Here is a 22,278-nt window from a genome sequence, read left to right as displayed (position 1 = left end):
AAGCTCGCAATCAGCCACAGGGAAGCCTCACTTCCGTGCTGGTCAGGCCCTCGCCCGGGACTGGCATCCCGGCGGGGGCCGTCGAGTTGATGTTGTGGCGCGAGCCTAGATCGCGAGTTCGGGCGACGTGCGGGTGATCGAGACGGTTCACCCCTGTGGGTTACACGAGCCGCTTCTCCAGCAGCGTCACCGCGTACGGACTGCCCAACCCGCCGTCCTTCGCGGGCTGTTCGCCTACGACGCGGTAGCCCGCCGACTCGTAGTACGCGCGCAGGCGGGGGTTGGAGGCCAGGCAGTCCAGGCGGGCGTAGGGGCGGCCGGTGGCGAGGATGCGGGACTCCGCTCGTGCCAGCAGCTCGCGGCCCGTTCCCGGCGGTGCCGTGTGGGGCGTTGTCATCAGGCGGTGGATGTAGCCCGCGTCCGCGGGGCGGGGGCCCCAGGCGGCCTGGTCGTCCCACCAGAGTTCCCAGGCGCCTGCCAGGTGGGGGCCTGCGTGGGCCAGCCAGACTTCGCCCTGTTCCATGCGCGTGCGGAAGTGGGTCTCGTCCTTTTCGCCCGGCTGCCACTGGTCGATTCCGCGGGCCAGTTGCCAGAGGGCGGACGAGTCGCGGAGGCGGACGAGGGTGGGGGCGTCGGCCGGAGTTGCTCTGCGGTAGGTCAGGGGTGGCCAGGTGGTGGGGTGGGGTTCCAGGAGGGCCGTGCGGAGGGTTGTCGCCAACGCCTTTGCGTCCAGGGACAGTTCGTTCTTCACGTAGTTCTCGGTCGAGCCGTAGCGGGCCGTCAGGGATGCCAGGAACAGCCGCATCACCGACTGCGGGGCCCGGCCGAAGCCCGGCCACGTCGGCTCGTGGCCGTTGTTTCTCGCCTTCCAGTCGGCCAGCAGGGCCGGGGTCGCGAGTTCCGTGAGGCTGTAGTCCTCGATGACGGTCTCGTCCGGGATGCCCAGCAACCCCAGGATCAGTGCCGCCAGTTGGCCCGTGCGGTCCTTGCCCGAGGCGCAGTGGAAGACCAGGGGTTCCGCCGATTCGGCCGCTGCCGCCACCAGTTCGAGGGCCCGGCGGATCTCCTTCACCCCATCCGCCGCCACCTCCATGTACCGCTTCGCCAGGTACGGGCCCGGATCGACGTCGGGGGTCTGTGCCGCCTGGTTGTAGGAGCGGTGCTCGATGCTGAGGTTGTGGTACGTGAAGGACGGGTGGGCCGGGGCACGGCCGCTGCTCTCGGCCTCCCAGGGGTGGCGCAGGTCGATGACCGTGCGGATGCCGAGGGCGAGGAAGCGGTCCCAGTCCTCCGTGCCCTCGGCCAGCTTGCCCAGCGAGTCGGCGCGGTACAGGCGGCCGGGGCGGATCCGGTGGCCGTCGGGGGTCGTATAGCCGCCCAGGTCGCGGAAGTTGTGCAGCGCGTCGAAAGGCAGGTGTCTGTCCACAGGCTGTGACCTTATGTGGTCACGGCCCGCCGGCACCTGTGGATTACTTCGCGTGCAGCACCGCGTAGATCATCACGAACGCCACGATGTGGATGCCGAAGAGGAAGTACGCGAGGTAGTACCAGACGTAGCGTTCGCGTTTCTTCTCCAGGGCGAGGCGTCGTTGCTCTGCCTCCCGTTCGGGCCCGTCCGGCATCACAGCTCCCTGTGGACCTTCGTGTTCGATGCCTGGGCGCGGGGGCGGAGGACCAGGAGGTCGACGTTGACGTGGCTGGGGCGGGTCACCGCCCAGGTGATGGTGTCCGCCACGTCGTCGGCGGTGAGGGGTTCGGCGACGCCTTCGTAGACCTTGGTCGCCTTCTCCTCGTCGCCGCCGAAGCGGGTGAGGGCGAACTCGTCGGTCCTGACCATGCCGGGGGCGATCTCGATGACGCGGACCGGCTGGCCGACGATCTCCAGGCGGAGGGTTTCGGCGAGGACGTGGGTGCCGTGCTTGGCGGCGACGTAGCCGGCGCCGCCCTCGTAGGTGCCGTGGCCGGCGGTGGAGGAGACGACGACCACCGTGCCGTCGCCGCTCGCGATGAGCTTCGGGAGCAGGGCCTGGGTGATGTTCAGGGTGCCGAGGACGTTCGTCTCGTACATCGTGCGCCAGTCGGCCGGGTCGCCGGTGGCCACCGGGTCGGCGCCGAGCGCGCCGCCCGCGTTGTTGACGAGCACGCCGATCGTCTTGAAGGCCGTCGCGAACTCGTCGACCGCCGCGCGGTCCGTCACGTCCAGCTGGTACGCGGCCGCCGAGTGGCCCGCGGCGTTGATCTCCTCCGCGAGGGCCTCGATACGGTCCTTGCGGCGGGCGGTGAGGACGACGCGGTAGCCCGCCGCGGCCAGTTGCCGGGCCGTGGCGGCGCCGATTCCGCTGCTCGCACCGGTGACGACGGCGATGCGGGAGGCGGCGGACGGTGCGGCGGTGGCCATGGGCTGCTCCTCGGACGGGTTCGAACGCTGTGTGCGATCGGTTTCCGTCAAGGATAGGCGGGTCAGTTGCCGCCCCGTGGCGCCCACATGATCACTGCCATGCCGGCGAGGCAGATCAGCGCGCCCGTCACGTCCCAGCGGTCGGGGCGGTAGCCGTCCGCGACCATGCCCCACAGGATCGAGCCGGCCACGAAGATCCCGCCGTAGGCGGCGAGGATGCGGCCGAAGTGGGCGTCGGGCTGGAAGGTGGCGACGAAGCCGTAGGCGCCGAGGGCCAGCACACCGCCGGCCGCCCACAGCCAGCCGCGGTGCTCGCGCACGCCCTGCCAGACCAGCCAGGCGCCGCCGATCTCGAAGAGGGCGGCGACGACGAAGAGGGCGGCGGACCGGGCGATGAGCATGTGCGCAGCCTGGCATGCGTGCTGTCACCTGATGGACGGCGCCTGCCGGGTCGCTCCGCGTGGGATGCATCCGTACGTCCACGTGGAGTGAGGAGTGGCGGTATGCGGCGGAGGTTGCGGATTCTTGCGGTGGGTGGTGCCGGGCTGGCGGCGCTGGGGGCGGTGGCTGCGCCCGCCGGTGCGGCCGGGGCCGGTCCCGAGGCCGATCTGGCCTATCACGGTGCCGTCTCCCTGGCGGGCGGCCGGGTGGATGTGCGGTTCACGCCGCGCAATCACGGGCCGTCCGCGGTGCCGGACGCGACGGTGCGGTTGCGCTGGTCGGCGCCGCTGGCGTACGGGCAGGTGCTGCCGGCCGGGTGTGCGCGCTCGGGGGCGCAGGCGGTGCTGTGTGAGGTGGGGGCGCTGGCCGCGGACGACCTGGGCCGTCCCGTCAGGCTGCGGGTGCTGCTGCGGGGCGCGCCGTCGGAGGTGCTGCTGGAGACGGACACGGCGTGGAGCGGGGGCTCCGTCGACCGCAACCGGCAGAACGATCACCAGCGGGTGCTCGTTCTCGACACGGGTGACGAGTACTACTTCTAGGACCGGGGACGCGTACTGCTTCCGGAGGGGGTGCGGCGGCTGCGTCGTACGATCTCCGCACGGTGTGGACGAGGAGGAGCAGGGGATGGCCGGGAACGCGCGGGAGCGGCTGCTCGACGAGCTGTCGGGTGTCTCGCGTCGCTACATGGCCGCGTACGCCCTCTTCAACCAGGCCGTGGCCGATCACCTGGGGCTGCACCCCACCGATCTGCAGTGTCTGAACCTGCTGACGCTGGAGGGCGGGCCGGTGACGACGGGCCGGATCGCCGAGATGACGGGGTTGACGACGGGGTCGGCGACGCGGCTGGTGGACCGGCTGGAGAAGGCGGGTTACGTCGTACGGGAGCGGGACGCGGGCGACCGGCGGCGGGTGCTGGTGGCGACCGTGCCGGAGCGGATTGCCGAGTTCGGGCGGATGTGGGACCGGCTGGGCGGTGGGTGGTCCGCGCTCTTCGACGAGCTGGACGATGCCGAACTCGCCACGATCGTGCGGCACATGAGGCGGACGGTGGACTTCAGCGCGGTGCAGATCGTGCGGCTGAGGTCGGGCGAGGTCTAGGGCCCTTCTGATGGATCTCCGCGGCGTCGCGGCGTTCGGCACGCACGCTCACCGCACGGCGCGAAGGGCCAGGTGGCTCCGCCACATGACCCTCCACGCCGCACGCCGATCGCACGCACCGAACGCCGCTCCTTCTTCCACGGAGATCCATCAGAAGGGCCCTAGTGCCTGTCCGGACGGCACACCTAGGCGTTCTGGTTCTCCGTGTCGTACCGCTCCCGTGCCTCGTGTACCTCGTCGAAGTGGGTTTCCGCCCATGCCTTCACCGCGGTCATCAACTGGGCGAGGCTGCTGCCCAGTTCGGTGAGGTCGTAGTCGACGCGGACCGGGACGGACGGGGTGACCGTGCGGGTGAGGATGCCGTCGCGTTCCAGTGAACGCAGCGTCTGCGTCAGCATCTTGGGGCTGACGCCCGCGATCTTGCGGCCGAGGTCGCTGTAGCGCATCGGGCCGGTGGAGAGGGCGGCGAGGACGAGGCTGACCCACTTGTCGCTGAGGCGGTCCAGGAGATGGTTGGTGGGGCAGGCCTTGAGGAACGCGTCGTACTCGACGCGCGCCTGCTCGCGCCGTTGGGCCGCCGTCCTGGTCGCCATGGCTCACCTCCGGGGTATGTACGCACTCTCAGGTAACTACTTCCGAATAGATAGTAGCTCTTCCTAGGGTTGTAGGCAGCTGAGGGGATAGCCCCAGCGGACAATCTGCCATCGGATTCAGTGGGAGCTGAGAGTCATGCGTGCTGCAGTGGTGACGACGTTCGGCGGGCCGGAGGCCGTGGAGGTCGTGGAGGCCGAGCTGCCGGAGCCGGCCGCCCGGCAGGTGCGGATCAAGGTCGCGGCGGCGACGCTGAACCCGGTGGACGCCGGGGTGCGCCAGGGCGTCTTCGGGGGTGCGGGCAAGCGGATCGGGCTCGGCTGGGATGTCGCCGGGACCGTGGACGCGACGGGGGTGGCCACCGCCTGGAGCGTCGGCGACGAGGTGGTGGCGCTGGATCCCGGCATGGTGAGGCCGCTGGGCACGCATGCCGAGTACGTCGTCGTGGAGACGGACGCGGTGGCCAAGGCGCCGGCCACGGTCGACGCCGTGCACGCGGCGACGCTGCCGCTGAACGCCCTGGCCGCCGTACAGGCCCTGGATCTGCTGGAGTTGTCGCAGGGGCAGTCGCTCCTGATCTCGGGTGCGGCCGGGGCGGTCGGCGGCTTCGCCGTCCAACTCGCCGCCCACCGCGGGATTTCGGTGACCGCGCTGGCCAGGGAGACGGACGAGGAGCTCGTACGGTCCCTGGGGGCCGCGCACTTCGCATCCGGTGGCGTGCAGCCGGGCGGCTTCGATGCCGTGCTGGACACGGCGTTTCTCGGCGAGACGGCCCTGGAGTGGGTGCGGGACGGCGGCGCCTACATCGGTGTCATCCCGCAGGCGGCTCCGGCCTCGGTGCGCGGGGTGCGGACCGGCGCGGTCGAGGTGAGCGCGGACGGGGCGCGGCTGGCCGAACTGGCGGCGCTGGTGGACGAGGGGGTGCTGACGCTGCGGGTGGCCGAGACGTACGCCCTGGACGAGGCGGCCAAGGCGCACGCCCGCCTCGCGGAGGGCGGGGTGCGCGGCCGGCTGGTCCTCGTCCCGTAGCGACGCACCCCTCAGTGCTGCGCTTCCTGCGCCTTGCGCGGCAGCAGTCGTACGAGGGGCAGGCACAGGGCGACGGCCGCGGCGACCACGGCGAGGCTCGCGAGCAGGGCGTGGGTCTCGCCGCCGTCGACGGCCTTGAAGTACACCGTGGTCACGGCCGCAGCTCCGGTCGCGTTGGCCAGCTGCTGGACCGCGTTGAGGGAGCCGCTCGCGCTGCCCGCCTCCTCGGGGGCGATGTCGCCGATGGTGACGTCGTAGACGGTGCCGAAGCAGGTGCCCATGCCGAGGCCGGTGAGGAGGAGGGGCGGGACGAGGGCCCAACTGCCGGGCTGGGCGGCCCCGTTGGCGAGTACGGCCAGACAGCCGCAGCCCGCCAGGATGATCAGCAGTCCCGCGACGACGAGCCGCCGTCCGTGGGTGTGGATCAGCCGGTAGCAGGCGATGGACGCGACCACGATGCCCGCGGACAGCGGGATCAGGCCGAGCGCGGTGCCGGCGGGGGAGCGGCCGAGGCCCTGCTGGAGGTAGAGGGAGACGACGTAGAGGAGTCCGGCGACCGCGGCGAAGGCGAGGACGCCGAGGATCAGGCCCGAGGTGAAGCCGCGGTTGTGGAGGAGGCTCGGGCGGATCAGGGGCTCGGCGGCCGTGCGCTGACGGTGGCAGAAGCCGGCGAACAGGGCGAGGCCCAGCAGGAGCAGGGCGAGTGGGCGGAGGCTCCAGCCGGCCGCCGAGCCGTCGATGAGCCCGCCGAGCAGGCCGAGCATGGCGCCGGCGAGCAGCGCGGAGCCCACGACGTCGACGGAGACGGACGGGTCGCCGGTGTCGCGGGGGAGCAGACGGGCGGCGGCGAGCAGGGCGGCTCCGCCCAGCAGCAGGTTGATCAGGAACATCGAGCGCCAGCCGAGGCCCGCGAGGTCCGCGTCGACCAGGAAACCGGCGAGGATCGGGCCGCCGACCGCGGACAGGCCCATCACGGGCCCGAACAGGCTGAACGCCTTGCCGATCTCCTCGCGCGGCCAGGTCGTGCCGAGGATGCCGAAGCCCTGCGGGATGACGAGGGCACCGAAGGCGCCCTGGGTGAGGCGGGCGACGACCAGGAACGCGGGGCTGGGGGCCAGTCCGCAGGCCAGCGAGGCGGCGACGAAGCCGGCGAGTCCGGTCAGGAACAGCCTCCGGCGCCCGTACTTGTCGCCGAGCCGTCCGCCGGGCACCAGCAGCACGCCGAGCGCGAGGGCGTAGGAGGCGCCGAGCCACTGGACGAGGCTCGCGCCGCCGCCGAGGTCCCGGCTGATGGTGGGTGCGGCGATGTTGGTGATCGTGGCGTCGAGGAGGTCGAGGACGTCGGCGGCGAGGACGACGGCGAGGACGGCCCAGCGGGCGCGGGCGGGCAGGGGCGGGTTTTCTCTTGCGTTACGAAGAATCTGCGTCACGCAGATAAATATCCGGAGCGAGCCGCCGGCCGTCAAGGGGATATCGCCGGGTGACCGTCAGCGTGAGCGGAGCGCGGACGCCGTGCGCCCGGCCCCTCGCGTTCCCGTCATGCCCTCGACGTCCGTCTCACGTCCCCGACGTCCGCCTCACGTCCCCGACGTTCCTCTCACGTGCCCGAAGCCGTCGGATCGGTGGCGTACGCGGTCGGCGGCACGCCCACCGTCGCCGTGAAGTCCCGTATCAGATGGGCCTGGTCGGCATAGCCGAGGTCGGCGGCCAGGCCCGCCCAGTCGACGTCCTTCTCGGTCTCGGCGCGCTCCAGTGCCTCGTGGATGCGGTAGCGCAGGACGACCCACTTGGGGCCCACGCCGACGTACCCGGCGAACAGGCGCTGCAGGAGTCGTACGGACATCCCCTCGGAGCGGGCGAAGTCACCGACGCGACGGATCGTGCGGTCGGTGCGGATGCGGTCGACCAGGGTCGTCGCCAGGTCGGCCTGGGGGTCGGGATGCGGGGCGAGGCCGAGCAGGAACGCGTCCAGGGCGGCGATGCGGGCGCCCTCGTCGTCGGGGTCGAGGACGGCCTCGAGGTCCGCCGTGGGGAAGGTCTCGGGGGAGTGGACGCGTCGGCCCGTCCACTCGCTCACGGCCTGCCCGGGTGCGAAGGGGCGGAAGCCGCCCGGCCGGAATTTGATGCCGCACACCCGGCCCCGTCCCTCCAGCTTCTGCGTGAACAGGCCGAGTTGGATGCCGGCGAGTTCGACGAAGGGGGCCTGCCCCTCGAACTGCTGGAAGACGATGTGCACCGAAGGGTGCGGGACCACGTGGGAGACGTACGGCTCACGGAGGTCCCAGTCGATCAGCCAGTAGTGCTCCACGTGGCGGCGCAGGGCCTCGGCGGGCTCGGGGCGGCGGAAGTCCACGCGCGCGAGGAACTCCGCGGCGCCGACGATGCCTCGGTTGTCACGGCGTGGGGCGGCCATCTTTGGATCGTAGGACGGGGCACTGACAATCGCCGGAATAGGGGGCGAGGGGTGATGGTTGAACCGCTATAGTTGAACAGTAAACAACTTGGAGGTAGAGCGACCATGCAGTTCGGGATCTTCAGCGTCGGCGATGTCACGCCGGACCCGACGACCGGCCGTACGCCGAGCGAGCGCGAGCGCATCAAGGCCATGGTCGCCATCGCGCTGAAGGCCGAGGAGGCCGGGCTCGACGTCTTCGCCACCGGCGAGCACCACAACCCGCCGTTCGTGCCGTCCTCGCCGACCACCATGCTCGGCTACATCGCCGCGCAGACGGAGAGGCTGATCCTCTCCACCTCCACCACGCTCATCACCACCAACGACCCGGTGAAGATCGCCGAGGACTTCGCGATGCTCCAGCACCTGGCCGACGGGCGGGTGGACCTGATGATGGGGCGCGGGAACACCGGCCCGGTCTACCCCTGGTTCGGGCAGGACATCCGGCAGGGCATCAACCTCGCCGTCGAGAACTACGCGCTGCTGCACCGGCTGTGGCGCGAGGACGTCGTGGACTGGGAGGGGAAGTTCCGCACCCCGCTGCAGGGCTTCACCTCGACGCCCCGGCCGCTGGACGGCGTCCCGCCCTTCGTCTGGCACGGATCGATCCGCTCGCCCGAGATCGCCGAGCAGGCCGCGTACTACGGCGACGGCTTCTTCCACAACAACATCTTCTGGCCGGCCGACCACACCAAGCGGATGGTCGAGCTCTACCGGGCCCGGTACGCGCACTACGGCCACGGCACGGCCGAGCAGGCGATCGTGGGGCTGGGCGGGCAGGTCTTCATGCGGCGCAACTCGCAGGAAGCGGTGCGGGAGTTCCGGCCGTACTTCGACAACGCGCCGGTGTACGGGCACGGGCCGTCACTGGAGGACTTCACGGACCAGACGCCGCTGACCGTCGGCTCCCCGCAGCAGGTGATCGAGAAGACGCTTGCCTTCCGGGAGTACGCCGGGGACTACCAGCGGCAGCTGTTCCTGGTGGACCACGCCGGGCTGCCGCTCAAGACCGTGCTGGAGCAGATCGACATGCTGGGCGAGGAGGTCGTACCGGTGCTGCGCGAGGAGTTCGCCAAGGGGCGGCCGGCGGACGTGCCCGAGGCGCCGGACCACGCGTCCCTGCTCAAGGCCCAGGAGGTGACCGTCCGATGAGGCTCGTCGTCGTGTCGGCGGGGCTGAGTGTCCCGTCCTCCACGAGGCTGCTGGCGGACCGGCTGGCCGCCGCGGTGGGCCGGCAGGCCCCGGTCGACGTCCAGGTCGTCGAGCTGCGCGAGCTCGCCGTGGAGATCGCGCACCACTTCACCAACGGCTTCCCCGGGCGGGCGCTGTCCGCCGCGATCGACTCCGTCACGGAGGCCGACGGGCTGATCGTCGTCACCCCCGTGTTCTCGGCGTCGTACAGCGGTCTGTTCAAGTCCTTCTTCGACGTGCTCGACAAGGACGCGCTGGTGGGCAAGCCGGTGCTGATCGCCGCGACCGGCGGTACGGCCCGGCACTCGCTGGTGCTCGACCACGCGCTGCGCCCGCTCTTCGCCCACCTGCGGGCCGTGGTCGCCCCGACCGGTGTCTACGCCGCCTCGGAGGACTGGGGCGCCGAGGGCCTGGACGGGCGGATCGAGCGGGCTGCCCAGGAGCTGGCGGGGCTGCTGACGGGGAGCACCGCGAAGAGGGCGGAACCCGGGTTCGTGCCCTTCGAGGAGCGGCTCGCCGCGCTGCGGGCCGCAGGGTGAGAGGACGGTAGGGGCCCGGCCTTGGTTGCGCCTCCGGGGTGAGAGGCCAGTAAGAAGGGCCCCGGGTGAGCTGCTCATCACGTCGTAGGACTCCGGGACCTTGGCAGACTGGGGTGGTGCCCCAAACTGTGCTGCTCGCCGAAGACGACCGCGCCATCCGTCACGCCCTGGAGCGGGCCCTGAGTCTGGAGGGCTACCAGGTGACCGCAGTCGCCGACGGCGTCGAGGCGCTGGCGCAGGCCCACCGGACGCCGCCGGACGTGCTGCTCCTGGACGTGATGATGCCCGGCATCGACGGGCTCCAGGTCTGCCGCGTGCTGCGCGCCGAGGGCGACCGCACCCCGATCCTCATGCTCACCGCGCTCGTCGAGACCGCGGACCGCATCGCGGGCCTGGACGCGGGTGCCGACGACTACGTGGTCAAGCCGTTCGACGTCGAGGAGGTCTTCGCGCGGCTGCGTGCACTGCTGCGCCGGACGAGCCCGGACCTCGTGACGGCCCCGGTCGGCGTACCGAAGGAGCAGCCGCAGGGCTCCGACCGGCAGATCGAGGCCGCCGGTCTGCGCATGGACGTGCAGGCACGGCGCGCCTGGCGCGGGGAGCGCGAGCTGGAGCTGACCCGCACGGAGTTCGAACTGCTGGAGCTCCTGGTCCGCAACGCGGGCATCGTCCTCGACCACTCCACCATCTACGACCGCATCTGGGGCTACGACTTCGGGCCCGGTTCCAAGAACCTCGCCGTGTACGTCGGCTATCTGCGCCGCAAGCTCGACGAGCCGGGCGCGCCGGCGCTGATCCACACGGTGCGCGGTGTGGGTTACGTGCTGCGGGAGGACTGAGTGGGCCGGCTCCGGCGGCTGCTGGCCAGACGGCGGCCCGGGCTGGTCTCCCTGCGCACCACGTTCGCGGTGTCGTTCGCGACGGTCACCGCGGCCGTCACGATCCTCGTCGGCGTCCTGTCGTACAGTGCCGCGGCCCGGCTGGTCCGCGTCGACCAGGAGTCCGTGTTCGACCAGGTCGTGCAGGACCTGCGGGACGAGGTGCGCACGCACCGGATGACGACGGACGACTTCTCCTCCTCGGCGCCGGGGCACGACATCGTGCGGCCCGCCCGTACGGACGTGCAGGTACTGGGACCGGACGGCAAGGTCGTCGATCCCGGCAGGCCGGGGCTGCCGATCACCGCCGCCGACCGGTCGGTCGCGGCCGCGAGGACCTCCGGGAGGATGGTCGAGCACAAGGACGTCGACGTCGCCGAGGACGTCTACCGCGTCGCCACCGTCTCACTCGGCGACGGGCGGGGCGCGGTGCAGGTCGCGCAGGAGTTCAGCGACACCGAGGATCTGCTGCGGGCGCTGCAGCAGCGCACGCTGATCCTGATGGTCGCCGTGGTCACCGCCGCCGGCCTGTTCGGCTGGTGGCTGGCCCGGCGCATCACCCGCCGGCTGATCATCCTGACCTCGGCCGCGGAGGACGTCGCCCGCACCCGCCGGCTCGGCATCGAGGTGCCCGTCACCGGCTACGACGAGGTGGGCCGCCTCGGCCGCGCCTTCGACCGCATGCTGGGCCGCCTCGCCCAGTCAGAGGAGGACCAGCGCCGTCTGGTCCAGGACGCCGGGCACGAACTGCGCACACCGCTCACCTCCCTGCGTACGAACATCTCCCTCCTGCGCCGGATCGACGAACTGCCCCCGGCCACCCGCGTCGACCTGGTCGCGGACCTGAGCCAAGAAGCGCGCGAACTGACCGACCTGGTGAACGAGTTGGTGGACCTGGCGGCCGGCCAGTCGGACACCGAGCCGCCGCAGCGCGTCGACCTCGCCGACATCGCCGAGGACGTCGCGGGGCTGGCCCGGCGCCGCGTCGGCCGGGAGGTCACGGTCCGCGCGAGCGGCGACACGACGACCGACGGCCGCCCGGGGATGCTGCAGCGCGCGATCTCCAACCTCGTTGAGAACGCCGCCAAGTTCGACCGCGACGGCACGGGCCCCATCGAGATCGCCGTCTCCGGACCCGCCCGGCCCGGCACGGTCCGCGTCGAGGTCCTCGACCGCGGCCCCGGAATCGCCGACTGCGACCTGGTCCGCGTCTTCGACCGCTTCTACCGCGCCGCCGACGCGCGTTCCCTGCCCGGCTCCGGGCTCGGCCTGTCCATCGTGCGCGAGGTGGCGATGGCACACGGCGGAGCACCGTTCGCCCTGCTGCGGGACGGGGGCGGCTCGGTGATCGGGTTCACGGTGGGCGGGGTGCCCGCGGGCGGGGGACGCGACGGGGGGTGAGGGGGCTTGTGCGGGTCGGTGGTACGCGATGGGGCGTTGGGGCCTGTCCGGGCAGGACCGCGAGCGCCGGTCGGGGGAGGGGCCGGCGGGGGCCGCGGGACCCCTGGTGGGAGACTTGGCCGGAAGGCCGGCAGGACGTCGGAGGTCGGCCGCAGGGGGAAGGAACAGGCCTGTGCAGGGCGTTTTACGTGCTCGCCGGGTTCGGGTCGCCGTCGCGCTGGGCGGTGCCGGGCTCGTCGTCGGGGGCGTTCTCGTGGTGCGTGAGGTGAACGCGCCGGTCGGCGGGGTCGAGGCCGCGGCGGACGGCGGCACACCGCAGTGCGCTCGGATCACGCGGGCGTATCCGGACGGCCTCGGCGGGCAGCGGCGCGACGACGCCGCGCTGCCCGGGGTCGGCGTCTGGGGCGGCGGCACGGTGACCGCGCGCTGCGGGGTCGAGCCGCCCGCAGCGACGACCGACCCGTGCGTGAGCGTCGACGGCGTGGACTGGGTGTGGCGGCCCGCGAAGCCGGGCGACGGCCGCAAGGTCCTCGTCACGTACGGCCGCGACCCCGCCGTCGAGGTCGTGATCTCCGACCGGGTCGCCGGCACGGACGACGTGCTGGTGGAGATGAGCAGGGCGGTGAGCCCGGTCGCGCAGCACGCGAAGTGCATCGGCGACGACGACGTGGCCGCCCCGGCCGCCGGCTGACGGTCGGGGCGGACGGGCGGTCTTCCTCGCTCACGGTCGTACGCCACCGTCCGTCGGGGCGAAGAGCACGGCCAGGGCCTGCCAGAGCGGCATGACGGTGGTGGTGTTCGAGGTCGGTCGCTTCGCGTCTGCGGCGGTGGGGGTCGGCCGGCGACGGGACTTGGGGGTCGCTGCGGTGGTGGTGTGCGGCATCTCAGACGCTCCTCTTCGAACCGTTGGGATCGTTGGCCTGGCGAGACCAACGATCCCGTCGCCCGCCTTGCGTCACGAGAGAGTGCGCTCCCCGAACAGGGTGTAGCCCGCTCCACCCTGGCCCGGCATCCGTTGCCCGTTGCCCGTCGCGCAGGGCTCAGCCGTCACGACCTCGACCTCGACATCGGCTTCGCGTACGCGACTTCGCGCATCTCGGCGGGGCCTCTGCCGGGCCCGATCGGAGCATGGCTGATTTGCACCTGCTTCACCATCGATTCTTTTAACTCTCAAGATGTCATGACATACTCGCGGGCCTGGTGCGTTGAAAGTGATCTTCAAATGATCCTGCCGAGCGATGCGAGGGGGCACCTGTGACGCGGCAGCGTGGGCGTCCCGAGAGACCCGTCGACCCCGAGGCGGGGCCCGTTCAGCGCCTCGCCCATGAGCTGCGGTCACTGCGCACGCGGGCCGGCTCCCCGTCGTACCGGACGATGTCCGAACGGGCCCGTCTCTCGGTGGCCGCGCTGTCACGGGCGGCCTCCGGCGAACGACTGCCGTCGGTGGCGGTGGTGCGCGCGTACGCGCAGGCCTGCGGGGCGGACCCGGACGTCTGGGAGAGCCGGTTGCGGGCCGCGGCCGAGGAGGCGGCGGCGTGCGGCGCGGGCGAAGGAGAGTCGCCGTACCAGGGACTGGCGAGGTTCGAACCGGGGGACCGGGAGCTGTTCTTCGGCCGGGACGAGCTGGCCGAGGACGCGGTGAAGCTGATGAAGGAGCACCGGTTCGCGGTGCTGCTCGGCGCGTCCGGCAGCGGCAAGTCCTCGCTCCTGCGAGCCGGAGTGCTGCCCCGGCTGGAGACCGTCGTGGACGAAGCGGGCTGCGACGCCGAGCTCCGCCTGATCACGCCGGGCGCGCGGCCCGCGGCCACGCACGGACGGCTGCTGGCCCCGGGGCGGGACGGACCGCACCGCGTGGTCGTGGTGGACCAGTTCGAGGAGATCTTCACGCTCTGCCGGGACCGCGCCGAACGCTGGCGGTTCGTCGACCAGTTGCTCGCCGCCCAGGATCCCGCCGGCGAACTGCGCGTGGTCATCGCGGTGGGCGCCACCTTCCACGGCCGGTGCGTGGAACACCCCGGCCTTGCCGAGGCACTGCGGCACACCGCCTTGACGGTGACCCCCATGACGCGGACCGAACTGCGGGACGCGGTCGTCAAACCGGCCACGGCGGCCGGCCTGCGGGTGGAGCGCGAGCTGACGGCGCGCATCGTCGAGGAGGTCCACGACCAGCCCGGCGCGCTGCCGATGCTCTCCCACGCCCTGCGGGAGACCTGGCGCCGACGGCGCAGCGGAGTGCTGACGCTGGCCGCCTACGAGGAGGCGGGCGGCGTCCACGGGGCGATCGCCACGGCGGCCGAGGAGGTGTACGGCTGCCTGTCCCCCGACCAGACGGACACCGCCGGGCGGCTCCTGCTGGCACTCGTCGCCCCCGGCGACGGCACCCCCGACGGCAGACGCCCGGTCCGGCGCGCCGATCTGCGCGAATGGCCGGACCCCGAGGTGCCCGTCGTCCTCGAACGGCTCGCCCGCGCCCGGCTCGTCACGGTGGACGAGGAGAACGTGGAACTCGCCCACGAGGCCCTGATCACCGGCTGGCCCCGGCTGCAGGGATGGATCGAGGAGAACCGCGAACGGCTGCGCCTGCACCGGCACCTCACCGAGGCCGCCCGCATCTGGCAGGAGCACGGCCGCGATCCCGGTGACCTGTACCGGGGAGTCCGCCTCGTCGCGGCCGACGAGTTCTTCGCCCGGGAGCGGAACGACGACGATCTGACGGCCCGGGAGCGTGCCTTCCTCGGTGCCTCGCGCGTGGACCACTGCATGGAACGCTGGACGGCCGCCCGCATGCGGCGCCGCATACGGACCCTCGTCGTGGCGCTCTCCTGCGTCATCGGCGGGGCACTCGTCGCCGGTCAGATCGCCTGGCACGCGAGCGGCGTGGCCGAGCAGGAGCGCACCCTCGCCGGGGCCCGCCGGGCCGCCGGCCTCGTCTACCGCGAACAGGTCGGCAACCCCCGGCACCAGGACGCTGCTCTCCATCGCCGCCTGGCGGCTCGCCCCGCTGCCCGAGAGCCGCGCGGCCCTGCTCGACGCGCTGGCCGAACCCGAGCGGGACGTCTTCACCGATCCCGGGCAGACCGACGACACCCAGGACTTCCTCACCGACTCCGGACGCACCCTGCTCAGCGTGGCCGACGGCAGGTGGACGGCCTGGGACGTGGCCACGCACCGCCGTACCGGTTCCGGACGGCTGGGGGACGGCAGTGGCGACCACCATGCGGTGAGCCAAGTCCTGAACGGCCCGGACCCTACGACGCAGCCGAGGCAGCCGACGCAGTCTCGCGCACTCGCGGACGACCGGCCGCTGTTCGATACGGCCGCGGCCGATGCCGTGATCCCGAGCGCGGACGCCCGGGTGGCAGCCGTCTGCACGCAGGACCGGCCGCTCGTGCTGCGGGACCTCGTCCGCCACCGCACCGTCCCGGGCGGCTGGCAGGACTCGTCGGCGGTGGACTGCTCGTCCGCGTCCCTCGCGTTCGACCGGAACGGGACGCGGTTCGCCGCGGTCTCGGCCACGCGCATCCGTGTCTGGGACACCGCGTCGGGCCGACAGCTCGCGGACATCGCCCAACCGGGCGCCGCCCACCTCGCCCTCACCCCGGACGGGAGGTTCCTGGCCGCGGCCGCGCAGGACGCCACCACGGTCTGGCGCCTATCGGCACCCGAAGCACCGGTGCTCCGGCACCCCTTGGCCGACGGGCCCGTCACCGGCCTCGCCTGGGACCCCGACACCCCGACCCTGCGCTACCTGACCGGCGGCACCGTCCACTCCCTCGACCTCTCGGTGTCCCTCACCTCCCAGTGGCTCGACCGGCCACTGGAGCACGAGTTGCTCAGCCCCGACGGGCGCCTGCTGGCCACCGCCGAACGGCATGGCGACCGCTACCGGTTCCGCCTGCGCGACACCGGGACCGGCCGAATCGTCGCCCGACCGCCGGCACTGCCCTTACTTGCGGCACCCGGACGAACCCCGGCCGGGGACGCCGTACCCCTCATGACCTTCAGCCCCGACAGCGCAGCCTTCGCCTACGGCATCGCGGCCCCGGAGGCGTCCGCCGCCCGGTTCGTCGTATGGGATGTGCCCGGCCACCGGACCCGGGCATCACTCCACCCGCGCGGGCCGTCCGCCGTCCGCTCGATCGCGCTCACCCCGGGCGGCCGGAAACTGCTGCTCTCCCGGGCGACCTCGGACGGCTCACTCACCGGCGAGGTGTGGAACACCGTCCGCGGAACGCGAACCGACCGGCCGGACGCCCTGGCCACAACGCTCAAGTCCGTCCTGGCCTCCGGTTTCGCCGGCCCGGCCACGGCCCTGCCCTTCGGCTGGGACACCGGCGTACCACTCGCCCGGGGCGACGACGCGGACGTCGTCGCCCTCAGCCCGGACGGCGTTCATCTGGCCACGGGCGGTGCCTTCGGCAGTGTCACCGTCTGGCGCGGCCGTACGGAACGCCGCAGGGAGGCCGTCATCCCGGCCGCCGTCGGAGCCCTCGGCGCCAGGGTCACCGCCCTCGCCTTCAGCCCCGACGGCCGCACCCTCGCGGTGGGTTACGGCTCAGGTGACCTGCGCCTCTGGGACGTCGCGGGGCGCCAGCCCCTCGGCGGCGCCCTCGACACCCCGGGTGACGCGATCCGATCCGTGGCCTTCGGCCCCGACGGGCGTTCCGTCCACGCGAGCAGCCGGCATGTCCCCGTCCAGCGGTACGCCATAGACCCCGCGTCGATCGTCACCCGGCTCTGTGCACGGACGGGGACGACGCTGACCGTCTCCGAATGGCGGACGTATCTCCCCGATGTGCCCTACCGGCGCCTCTGTGACCTGCCCGGCACCGTCGACTCGGGCCCGGAGGCCGGCAAGGACGCGACTCCGGCGCCGTCGTGCACCGCCGCATCGACGCACACTTCCGAGAAGTCCGGCAGGCGTGTGCACGAATCCGAGAAGTCCGGCGGGCGTGTGCACGAACCCGAGAAGTCCGGCGGGCGTGTCACCGATACGTCGTCTCCCGGCACGTCGTCTCCCGAAGCGCACCCCAGCGCCACGGAAGACCGATCGTCCGAAGCCCGGAAAGGCGACCGGAGCACCGGCAGGAAAGGCCACGGCCGCCACCAGCAGTGAGATCCCGCGGTCCCGGATGTCTGGCATGTGACCACGCGGTGACATCTCCGCCGTCCGGCCCCGATTGGGTTGTTTACGCCTCTGACCTGCATTGAGAAACAAATCGGCGTCCCCAAAAGTGTGATTACCCCGCTTCGCTGCACTCCCCGGTCAGTGAGTCGGGCGGGCAGCCGACGGCGATCCCGTCGGCTCCCCGGAATCGATGCCGTAGAGGCGAGTCCGGCAATTGATTGCCCTCGTGGGACGGCTGTCCGAACAACTTGGCGGCGGCGAATCTCGGTGTCAGACGCCGGGCACACGCTGCCGGCGCACGATCAGGGGAACGTTCATGAAGCTGCTCGGGCGCAACCTCCGGCACACGGCTGTGCCGGCTCCCGCCCGCGCTCTGCTGACGATCGCCTCCCCGAAAACAGTTCACTCGATCCGGCCGAACGGTACCGAAAGCACAGAGGAGACAAGGGTGACGATCAACGGCGGCGCGCACAGCAGTGGGGGTTCCGTTGCTGCACGGAGGAAGAGCCTGACAAGGAGCAAGTGGGTGGGGCTGCTGACGCTGGGGCTGGCCCCACTGGTGGTGATGGCGTCCCCCGGCGTCGCCTCGGCGGCCAGCACGGAGTGCCTGCAGAATGCGGACAGTTCTCAGACTGATATCGCCGGCAACTCCTCGATGGACCACCAGACGCAGTCGGTGACCACGCAGTGGGCGTCCAACACCTGGCAGGACTGGATCTGGCGGGGCCCCACGTTCAGGTGCCCCACGAACGTTCCCAGCTGCTCCTACGCGTGGCAGCAAGCGAAGACGACGGGCTGGAAGGCCTCGATCGGCCTCAGCATCAAGGTCCCGATCCCCTACGTCGGCAAGCTGTTCGACGAGCTCACTCCCTCGTACGACCGCACCGGCTCCACCACCACCTCGTACACCTTCACGACCAACCTGAAGCCGGGTCAGTACGCCCAGCCGATCCAGGTCGTGGAGCGTCGCTGGACGAAGGGCGTCTACCAAGGCATCTACCACTCCACCGGGAAGTCCTGCCTGCCGAGCCCGACCAGGCCGAACGGCAAGGCGTGGCAGTACACCTGGTCGCCCAACGAGCGTTTCGGCACCTGGACGACCAATCTGAGCGTCAGGGACTACGGGACGTACAACGTCTATTCGTGACCCTGCCGGGTCGTGACCGCGTCCGGTCGTGACCGGTCCGCTGAGGCGCCCCGCCGGCCGGCGGGGCGCCTTTCGGCTCTCGAACACTTCCCGCATTGATCCCGACAAACAGGACCTGATCCCATGATGGAGCGTCGCTTCTTCCGTGCCGCCGCCGGTTCGATCGCGGTGTTCGCGGTCGCTGCGCTGACCGCCTGCAGCGCCACAACCCACTCCACGCCCTCGGCTGCCGGTGGCACCACCGCTCCCGTCACTGCCACCAGCTCCGCCGGTTCGATGAAGACGCTGCCACCATCCCGCCTGTGCACCGCCCTGACCACGGGCGCTGCCAAGCAGCTCATCGCCGACCCTCGGCTCCAGACCCGGGTCAGCCCCAACAAGGGTGACGCCCCGGACGGCTGCAGTTACGCCGCCGCCGACGGAACATCGACGCTGGCCCTCACCCCGGCCTCCCGCACCTACGACGCCGAACTCTCCGCCGCCCACGACCTGAGCGCGAACCCGGCCTCGGCCGGGATGCGCGACGTGCGGGTCGACCCGGTGAGCAACCTGGGCCGGCAGGCCTTCCGGGAGACCAGCTACCAGATACAGGCGCGGCAGCACATCACCTTCGTCGTGTGGCACTCGGGAGCCGGAACCTGGGTGCTGACCTTTGCGACCACGGCGGACACCTCGACACCGCCGACCACCGCGTCGGACGACAAGCTGGTCCAGGTGGCTCGCTCCATCACCGCGAAACTGCCCGCCGGCCAGTGAGCTCAGGGCAGACCAGGCCAGTGGCTTGAGATCGAGTTGCGCCGGCTGCTGGACGCAGACGGCTGAGCCAGGCCGCAATGCCGTGCTGCGGTGTGGCTCAGGGGTGCCGCCTCACATCTCGGACTTGTCCGGGGGACCGAGCCTGCGGCGCACGGGGCTCACGGGTACGGGTGTGCTCTCGCGCAGGTCGCGGGTGGCGGCCGCGGTCTTCTCGTACCAGCGCCCATACCGCTCGGCGAGGACCACGGCCGAAACCCCGTGCAGGAGGACGCTGAGGCCGACGGTGATCGCGACCACCCTGCCCAGCAGTTCCACTCCGGGGACGTGTTCCTCGACCACGAGCAGCGCCAGTACGACGGATGCGAGGCCGCGCGGCCCGAACCACCCGATGTACGCCACCGTGGGCGGCCGCAGCCTGCTCCCGGCGAGCGAGAGAGCGACCGGCAGCATCCTGACGACGGTGAGGCTGAGCACCGCGTACAGGATGATCCGCCAGCTCAGGTGCTCCAGCGCAGGACCGAGCAGCACCGCCCCGAAGACCAGAAGGCTGATCGACGCCAGGAGTGCGCCCAGATTCTCGGCGAACTCGGCCGTGCGGTCCGGGTCTTCCTTCTCGACGCCGGTCCGGTAACGGCGCAGGGCGAACCCGAAGGCGAATCCGGCGACCCAGGCGGCGATGAAGCCGCTGCCGTCCGTCACGACGGCGACTTCGTACGACGCGACCGCGACAGCCAGCAGGTAGACCTGCCGCCACTCCCGCGTGACCCATCCCCTGGCCCGGGACCACTGCATCAGTCGACCGCCGAGGCCACCGACCAGCAGACCCAGCGCGGTGCTCAGCACCAGGGCGCGCCAGAAGACACCCGCCACGCCCTCTTCCGCGTAGTGCGTGCCCGGGATGGCTGCCAGGAACAGGACGAAGAAGGGCAGCACCATGCCGTCGTTCAGGCCGCTTTCGACGTTCAGCCCGTGCCGTACGAGTGCCGGGACGCGGGGATCGGAGATGGCGGTCTTTCCGAGGGCGGCGTCGGTGGGGGCGAGGATGGCGCCGACGAGTGCGAGTTCCCACACCGTCAGCCCCGGCAGCAGAGGCCAGGCAAGCAGCCAGCCCGCCCCGATGCTCAGCGGCAGTCCGATGCCCAGCAGGCGGCCGGGCAGAAAGCCGCCGGTCCGCAGGTCCCGTCTGCGGATCGTCATGGCATCCGTGAACAGGACGAGCGTCAGGGCGGCTTCGAGGAGCGCGATGATCGGCGCGGGGTCGCGCTCCAGGTCGACGAGGTCGAGCACGGCCGGCCCGATGAGGATCCCGGCGCCGACGAACACGATCGCCGACGACAGGGGCGTCGAGGACAGTCGACGCGAAACCAGTGCGTACGCGGCGGTGACGCCCGCCACCGCCACAACGGCCCAGCCGCCACCGCTCATGTTCCGGCCCTCCGGTTCCCCGCCGAACGCCGGCAGACTGTCGACTCCTGCGCCCCTGCGGCAGCGCCGCCCTTCCGCGTGTACGCGCCGATGGCCTCCTTCTACAGGTCGGCGAAGGACTGCCCGCCGAAGCCGACGAGGACACGCCGGGTTGTGCCGCCGGGCAGTGGAACGGCGGCACTCGCTCCGGACCAGCCGGCGCTGTCACGGCCGACAGAGCGGATCCGCACCCCACGTGTGAGGGACGGCTACTGGCGGGCCATGTGCATGCGCATCTCGCTCGGGGTGTCGACGATCGAGTACCCGAAGCTCGGCTTCGCCGTCGAACAGAACGTACCGGGGGATGTGTATGACGCTTACGAGCGACTTCTGCGCGCCGGGTTCGACAGCCGCTTCATCAACAGCTGATACACGCCGATTCGGGGCGAGCGGCGGGGTATGCGCGATCCACCAGCCGAACCTGCATGCACGCCCTCCGGCCCGCCTACGCCTCCGTACCCCTGGACGCGGGGGAGAGCAGCAAGGCGCTCTCCGAGTACCTCGGCCACTCGCACCCGGGCTTCACGCTGCGGACGTACACGCACCTGCTGCCGTCCAGCGAGACCCGCACCCGCAAGGCGATCGACGACTCCTTCACGGAAACGGAAGCCGAGGCGGAAGGCGAGACGGAAGGCGAGGCGGAAGAGGACGGCGACCCGCCCGCCGCACAGGGCACACCAGTGCCCCCAGTCAAACCCATGTGCCCCCAATGTGCCCTGGCCGTCCGACGGCCCCTCTCCGGCACCAAAAAGGGCGAGGTCCGAAGACCCCGCCCGCTACCAGTGAAACCCCAGTTCAGGGCCAGACAAGGCAATAAGGCTGATGCCCCGCCTCATGCAGCCGATGGCTGAAGTCCTGCCATTCGTGCAGCAGTTGGTACACGTTGAACGCATCCCGAGGGCCGCCCCGGTCCGGCACCGTCGACCAGATGAACGCTGCCGCGCCCACCGCCTCCTCGCCTATGCCGCGCAGGGGGTCGACGACCGTCATGGGGAGCTTGACCACCGCGTAGTCGGGGTGCAGGACGACCAGTTCGAGGGGCGGGACCTTGTTGAGGGGGACGCCTTCGATGCCCGTCAGCACCATCGCCGCCATCGTCTCCGGCTTGATCTTGGTGAACATGCCGTTCATGCCGAGCTCGTCGCCGCCGAGTTCCTCGGGGCGCATCGAGATCGGGACGCGGGCCGCGGTCGCGCCGTCCGGCGCGCCGAAGTACTTGTACGTCACCCCCACCCGACCACCATTCCTGCTCCCCGCCCGGAGCGGGTCGCCCCGGCGGTCGATCCGCCGGTCGATCTGCTCGGGCTCGCTCGATGCACCCTGCGTCTGACGGGCTTCGGCCTCCTCCGCCTCGCGTCGGTGCCTGCCTCGTTGGGCACGTCGAGGACCCAGGTCGTCAGTCCCCTCGCCCAGTCCGCCACCGCGATGCATATCTCCACCCGACTGCTTTTCTAGGACGCGTGGCCCCCGCCGCGCAACCCGATCATCGTGTCAGTGACCTCCCCCACGGCCGCCCGCCGAAACGTGCGGTGAAACACCTGTCCGCAGGATCTTCGCAGCCTCTGAACAAGCCTCTGTACACCCATCCGTACTCCAATACGTACGCCGGGGCCGTATGAGCTGTGTGTATCAGGCCCCAGTTTCGCAGATCGCGCCGGGCGGCGACTGTCTCTCGGGTCAGCAGCAGCTCCCCCCTGCCGCCGGCACGCCCTGGCCTACTCTGAGGAGGTCACTGGCAACCGGAGCCCGAGAAGTCGGAGAAGGT

At 71.5% G+C, this 22,278-nt stretch carries 21 protein-coding genes and 3 pseudogenes; 14 read left to right on the top strand and 10 right to left on the bottom strand.

Annotated features, from left to right (window positions below; genetic code table 11):
• Positions 1 to 160: 160 nt before the first annotated feature.
• The 4 genes from OG303_RS22475 to OG303_RS22460 form a co-directional block, all read right to left on the bottom strand.
• Positions 161 to 1,426 (bottom strand): GNAT family N-acetyltransferase, encoded by a 1,266-nt coding sequence (locus tag OG303_RS22475; protein WP_405870377.1) that lies wholly within the window; start codon positions 1,424 to 1,426, stop codon positions 161 to 163.
• A gap of 43 nt (positions 1,427 to 1,469) precedes the next feature.
• A complete protein-coding gene (locus OG303_RS22470) occupies positions 1,470 to 1,622 on the bottom strand; it encodes a hypothetical protein (RefSeq protein ID WP_405870375.1) in 153 nt (50 codons plus the stop codon).
• Positions 1,622 to 2,398 carry an SDR family NAD(P)-dependent oxidoreductase gene (locus OG303_RS22465; RefSeq protein ID WP_405870374.1) on the bottom strand — a complete coding sequence of 259 codons (777 nt, stop codon included), beginning with the start codon at positions 2,396 to 2,398 and terminating at the stop codon, positions 1,622 to 1,624. The genes OG303_RS22470 and OG303_RS22465 overlap by 1 nt, the downstream gene beginning before the upstream one ends.
• A 62-nt stretch (positions 2,399 to 2,460) precedes the next feature.
• Positions 2,461 to 2,799: a YnfA family protein gene (locus OG303_RS22460; RefSeq protein WP_405870373.1), complete on the bottom strand. Its 339-nt coding sequence runs from the start codon at positions 2,797 to 2,799 to the stop codon at positions 2,461 to 2,463.
• Between the two features lie 102 nt (positions 2,800 to 2,901).
• Between OG303_RS22460 and OG303_RS22455 the strand changes: the two genes are divergently transcribed.
• Together OG303_RS22455 and OG303_RS22450 are read left to right on the top strand one after the other, a co-directional pair.
• Positions 2,902 to 3,378: a hypothetical protein gene (locus OG303_RS22455; RefSeq protein WP_405870372.1), complete on the top strand. Its 477-nt coding sequence runs from the start codon at positions 2,902 to 2,904 to the stop codon at positions 3,376 to 3,378.
• 85 nt (positions 3,379 to 3,463) lie between these two features.
• A complete protein-coding gene (locus tag OG303_RS22450; RefSeq protein ID WP_405870371.1) occupies positions 3,464 to 3,937 on the top strand; it encodes a MarR family winged helix-turn-helix transcriptional regulator in 474 nt (157 codons plus the stop codon).
• A 185-nt stretch (positions 3,938 to 4,122) separates the two neighbouring features.
• Here OG303_RS22450 and OG303_RS22445 read toward each other — a convergent pair whose 3' ends face one another.
• Positions 4,123 to 4,530, bottom strand: coding sequence for a winged helix-turn-helix transcriptional regulator (locus tag OG303_RS22445; protein ID WP_405870370.1), 408 nt, complete (start codon positions 4,528 to 4,530; stop codon positions 4,123 to 4,125).
• 136 nt (positions 4,531 to 4,666) lie between these two features.
• Here OG303_RS22445 and OG303_RS22440 point away from each other — a divergent pair, with 136 nt between their 5' ends.
• The gene (locus OG303_RS22440; protein WP_405870369.1) at positions 4,667 to 5,557 is read left to right on the top strand and encodes an NADP-dependent oxidoreductase; all 891 of its coding nucleotides are present in this window, start codon (positions 4,667 to 4,669) and stop codon (positions 5,555 to 5,557) included.
• 11 nt (positions 5,558 to 5,568) lie between these two features.
• Here OG303_RS22440 and OG303_RS22435 read toward each other — a convergent pair whose 3' ends face one another.
• Positions 5,569 to 6,987 (bottom strand): MFS transporter, encoded by a 1,419-nt coding sequence (locus OG303_RS22435; RefSeq protein WP_405870368.1) that lies wholly within the window; start codon positions 6,985 to 6,987, stop codon positions 5,569 to 5,571.
• A gap of 167 nt (positions 6,988 to 7,154) precedes the next feature.
• On the bottom strand, positions 7,155 to 7,970 hold the full coding sequence (locus OG303_RS22430; RefSeq protein WP_405870367.1) for a DUF6597 domain-containing transcriptional factor: 816 nt from the start codon (positions 7,968 to 7,970) through the stop codon (positions 7,155 to 7,157).
• Between the two features lie 105 nt (positions 7,971 to 8,075).
• Here OG303_RS22430 and OG303_RS22425 point away from each other — a divergent pair, with 105 nt between their 5' ends.
• The 5 genes from OG303_RS22425 to OG303_RS22405 all read left to right on the top strand — a co-directional run bounded on the left by OG303_RS22425 (position 8,076) and on the right by OG303_RS22405 (position 12,709).
• A complete protein-coding gene (locus OG303_RS22425) occupies positions 8,076 to 9,161 on the top strand; it encodes an LLM class flavin-dependent oxidoreductase (protein ID WP_405870366.1) in 1,086 nt (361 codons plus the stop codon).
• Positions 9,158 to 9,739 (top strand): FMN reductase, encoded by a 582-nt coding sequence (locus OG303_RS22420; RefSeq protein WP_405870365.1) that lies wholly within the window; start codon positions 9,158 to 9,160, stop codon positions 9,737 to 9,739. Before OG303_RS22425 ends, OG303_RS22420 begins: the two co-directional genes overlap by 4 nt.
• Before the next feature lie 128 nt (positions 9,740 to 9,867).
• Positions 9,868 to 10,578, top strand: coding sequence for a response regulator transcription factor (locus OG303_RS22415; protein WP_405877420.1), 711 nt, complete (start codon positions 9,868 to 9,870; stop codon positions 10,576 to 10,578).
• The gene (locus OG303_RS22410; protein ID WP_405870364.1) at positions 10,579 to 12,018 is read left to right on the top strand and encodes an ATP-binding protein; all 1,440 of its coding nucleotides are present in this window, start codon (positions 10,579 to 10,581) and stop codon (positions 12,016 to 12,018) included. It abuts the gene before it with no gap.
• A gap of 172 nt (positions 12,019 to 12,190) precedes the next feature.
• Positions 12,191 to 12,709, top strand: a complete 519-nt coding sequence (locus OG303_RS22405; protein WP_405870362.1) for a DUF3515 family protein — start codon at positions 12,191 to 12,193, stop codon at positions 12,707 to 12,709.
• A gap of 30 nt (positions 12,710 to 12,739) precedes the next feature.
• Here OG303_RS22405 and OG303_RS22400 read toward each other — a convergent pair whose 3' ends face one another.
• Complete coding sequence (locus OG303_RS22400) at positions 12,740 to 12,901, bottom strand: hypothetical protein (protein WP_405870361.1); 162 nt, start codon at positions 12,899 to 12,901, stop codon at positions 12,740 to 12,742.
• 491 nt (positions 12,902 to 13,392) lie between these two features.
• Between OG303_RS22400 and OG303_RS22395 the strand changes: the two are divergent.
• From OG303_RS22395 to OG303_RS22380, 4 genes and pseudogenes are all read left to right on the top strand, one after another.
• Positions 13,393 to 14,595 (top strand): annotated as a pseudogene (locus OG303_RS22395) (helix-turn-helix domain-containing protein); the annotation flags it as partial.
• 550 nt (positions 14,596 to 15,145) lie between these two features.
• Positions 15,146 to 17,134 (top strand): WD40 repeat domain-containing protein, encoded by a 1,989-nt coding sequence (locus OG303_RS22390; protein WP_405870359.1) that lies wholly within the window; start codon positions 15,146 to 15,148, stop codon positions 17,132 to 17,134.
• A gap of 538 nt (positions 17,135 to 17,672) precedes the next feature.
• The gene (locus OG303_RS22385) at positions 17,673 to 18,293 is read left to right on the top strand and encodes a hypothetical protein (protein ID WP_405870358.1); all 621 of its coding nucleotides are present in this window, start codon (positions 17,673 to 17,675) and stop codon (positions 18,291 to 18,293) included.
• Between the two features lie 123 nt (positions 18,294 to 18,416).
• Entirely contained in the window at positions 18,417 to 19,049 is a 633-nt protein-coding gene (locus OG303_RS22380) for a hypothetical protein (RefSeq protein WP_405870357.1), read from the top strand.
• A gap of 111 nt (positions 19,050 to 19,160) precedes the next feature.
• Here OG303_RS22380 and OG303_RS22375 read toward each other — a convergent pair whose 3' ends face one another.
• A complete protein-coding gene (locus OG303_RS22375; protein ID WP_405870356.1) occupies positions 19,161 to 20,474 on the bottom strand; it encodes a cation:proton antiporter in 1,314 nt (437 codons plus the stop codon).
• A 294-nt stretch (positions 20,475 to 20,768) separates the two neighbouring features.
• Here OG303_RS22375 and OG303_RS22370 point away from each other — a divergent pair.
• Positions 20,769 to 20,882, top strand: a pseudogene (locus OG303_RS22370) (YdcF family protein); the annotation flags it as partial.
• A 17-nt stretch (positions 20,883 to 20,899) separates the two neighbouring features.
• Positions 20,900 to 21,235 (top strand): annotated as a pseudogene (locus OG303_RS22365) (site-specific integrase); the annotation flags it as partial.
• 73 nt (positions 21,236 to 21,308) lie between these two features.
• Here the strand turns inward: OG303_RS22365 and OG303_RS22360 are convergent.
• A complete protein-coding gene (locus OG303_RS22360; protein WP_405870355.1) occupies positions 21,309 to 21,944 on the bottom strand; it encodes a hypothetical protein in 636 nt (211 codons plus the stop codon).
• Between the last annotated feature and the right edge of the window lie 334 nt (positions 21,945 to 22,278).

This window comes from Streptomyces sp. NBC_00005 (assembly GCF_045160215.1).
Classification (GTDB): Bacteria; Actinomycetota; Actinomycetes; order Streptomycetales; family Streptomycetaceae; genus Streptomyces.
This window is presented reverse-complemented; position numbering and strand designations above follow the sequence as displayed.

What these genes read in the sequence shown, in the direction of transcription:
- OG303_RS22470 (WP_405870375.1), bottom strand. Translation starts at nt 1,622, where the DNA reads ATGCCGGACGGGCCCGAACGGGAGGCAGAGCAACGACGCCTCGCCCTG.
- OG303_RS22465 (WP_405870374.1), bottom strand. Translation starts at nt 2,398, where the DNA reads ATGGCCACCGCCGCACCGTCCGCCGCCTCCCGCATCGCCGTCGTCACC.
- OG303_RS22460 (WP_405870373.1), bottom strand. Translation starts at nt 2,799, where the DNA reads ATGCTCATCGCCCGGTCCGCCGCCCTCTTCGTCGTCGCCGCCCTCTTC.
- OG303_RS22455 (WP_405870372.1), top strand. Translation starts at nt 2,902, where the DNA reads ATGCGGCGGAGGTTGCGGATTCTTGCGGTGGGTGGTGCCGGGCTGGCG.
- OG303_RS22450 (WP_405870371.1), top strand. Translation starts at nt 3,464, where the DNA reads ATGGCCGGGAACGCGCGGGAGCGGCTGCTCGACGAGCTGTCGGGTGTC.
- OG303_RS22445 (WP_405870370.1), bottom strand. Translation starts at nt 4,530, where the DNA reads ATGGCGACCAGGACGGCGGCCCAACGGCGCGAGCAGGCGCGCGTCGAG.
- OG303_RS22440 (WP_405870369.1), top strand. Translation starts at nt 4,667, where the DNA reads ATGCGTGCTGCAGTGGTGACGACGTTCGGCGGGCCGGAGGCCGTGGAG.
- OG303_RS22430 (WP_405870367.1), bottom strand. Translation starts at nt 7,970, where the DNA reads ATGGCCGCCCCACGCCGTGACAACCGAGGCATCGTCGGCGCCGCGGAG.
- OG303_RS22425 (WP_405870366.1), top strand. Translation starts at nt 8,076, where the DNA reads ATGCAGTTCGGGATCTTCAGCGTCGGCGATGTCACGCCGGACCCGACG.
- OG303_RS22420 (WP_405870365.1), top strand. Translation starts at nt 9,158, where the DNA reads ATGAGGCTCGTCGTCGTGTCGGCGGGGCTGAGTGTCCCGTCCTCCACG.
- OG303_RS22400 (WP_405870361.1), bottom strand. Translation starts at nt 12,901, where the DNA reads ATGCCGCACACCACCACCGCAGCGACCCCCAAGTCCCGTCGCCGGCCG.
- OG303_RS22380 (WP_405870357.1), top strand. Translation starts at nt 18,417, where the DNA reads ATGATGGAGCGTCGCTTCTTCCGTGCCGCCGCCGGTTCGATCGCGGTG.
- OG303_RS22375 (WP_405870356.1), bottom strand. Translation starts at nt 20,474, where the DNA reads ATGAGCGGTGGCGGCTGGGCCGTTGTGGCGGTGGCGGGCGTCACCGCC.
- OG303_RS22360 (WP_405870355.1), bottom strand. Translation starts at nt 21,944, where the DNA reads ATGCATCGCGGTGGCGGACTGGGCGAGGGGACTGACGACCTGGGTCCT.